This window comes from Micromonospora sp. D75 (assembly GCF_018070405.1).
Lineage (GTDB): Bacteria > Actinomycetota > Actinomycetes > Mycobacteriales > Micromonosporaceae > Micromonospora > Micromonospora chalcea.
In genome coordinates this window covers 1-1257 of sequence record NZ_JAGPXV010001000.1, presented here as the reverse complement: position 1 = coordinate 1257, position 1257 = coordinate 1, and the positions used below count along the sequence as shown (strand labels likewise).

The 1257-nt window shown below is 76.1% G+C and carries 2 protein-coding genes; one reads left to right on the top strand and one right to left on the bottom strand.

Going from position 1 to position 1257, the window contains the following annotated elements; all coding sequences use genetic code 11:
- Nucleotides 1–416 (bottom strand): 30S ribosomal protein S4 (gene rpsD, locus KBX39_RS31475; protein WP_210874053.1); only part of this gene is annotated, 416 nt, incomplete at its 3' end.
- Nucleotides 417–483: 67 nt separating this feature from the next.
- Between rpsD and KBX39_RS31470 the strand changes: the two genes are divergently transcribed.
- On the top strand, nucleotides 484–1257 hold a 774-nt coding region (locus tag KBX39_RS31470), incomplete at its 3' end, for a DUF2470 domain-containing protein (RefSeq protein WP_247660802.1).

Below are 1257 nucleotides of genomic sequence, written 5' to 3'. Positions count from 1 at the left end.
CCGACCACCTGGCCGGGCCGCAGCCGGTACGACGGCCGGTCGACCTTGCGCCCGTCCACGGTGATGTGGCCGTGCCCGACGAGCTGGCGGGCCTGGTAGATGCTGCGGGCCAGCCCGGCCCGCAGGACCACCGCGTCGAGGCGTCGTTCCAGCAGCGCGACGAGCGTGTCGCCGGTCTTGCCGGCGGCCCGGGCGGCCTCGTCGAACAGCCGGCGCAACTGGGCCTCGCTGACGTTGTACTGGTGGCGCAGCCGCTGCTTCTCCAGCAGCCGCACCTGGTAGTCGGAGGTGGTGCGGCGGGACCGGCCGTGCACGCCCGGGGGATAGGGGCGCCGCTCGAAGTACCGCACGCACTTGCGGGTCAGCGGGATGCCGAGGGCCCGGGAGAGCCGGGCTTTGGGCCGGGGGTGGTTCACGGGGGCGTCTCCGATCGTCTAGCCTGCTTCTTAGGTAAGCCTAACCTATCTTGAGGAGGTCGGGATCATGCGGCCCAGCCCGGCGGAGATCGTGCGAACCCTTGTCGCGGGCCGGTTGCCCGCCCTCGTCCACCTGGCCCGGCACCCCGGCCCGCACCAGGTCCGGCACGCCGTCGACCCGGACGGGCGGGTGCTGCTGCTCGTACCCGTGGTCAGTGACCTCGCCGCGGCGCTCGTGCCGCCGGCGGGCGACGCCGACGTGGCCGCCGTGCTCGACGTGCTCGACCTGCCGCCGGCGGCCGGGGCGCCCTCGCTCGGCCGGGCCTGGGTGTCCGGCTGGGCGACGCGGCTGAACGGGGACGAGGCGCGCGACGCGGCTGTCGACTTCGCCGCCACCGACCCGGTCGCCGATCTGCTCGACGTGGGCAGCCGGTTCCACCTGCACCGCTTCGAGGTGGCCGAGGCCCGCTGGGAACGCGCCGGGCGGGTGCGCCGGATCGACCCGGAGGCGTTCGCGGAGGCCGAGCCGGACCCGCTGCACCCGGTCGAGGCCGCCCTGCTCGCGGATCTGGCCGACCACCACGCCGAGCAGGTCGGCGACTACCTGCGGCGGCGGCTGGACCTGCCCGGCGACCAGATCCCGCGGGTGGTCCGGATCGACAGGTACGGCCTGCTGGTCGCGCACGGGCGGCCCGGCGCGACCCGGCGGGCCCGGCTCGCCTTCCCCCGGCCGGTCGCCGACGTGGCGGAGCTGTCCCGCCTGCTGCACCCGTTGCTCTGCCCCCGGGCGGCCGCGGCCTGCGCCGCGACGGCTCAGGTGCTGTCGCCGGGGAGGTACCGC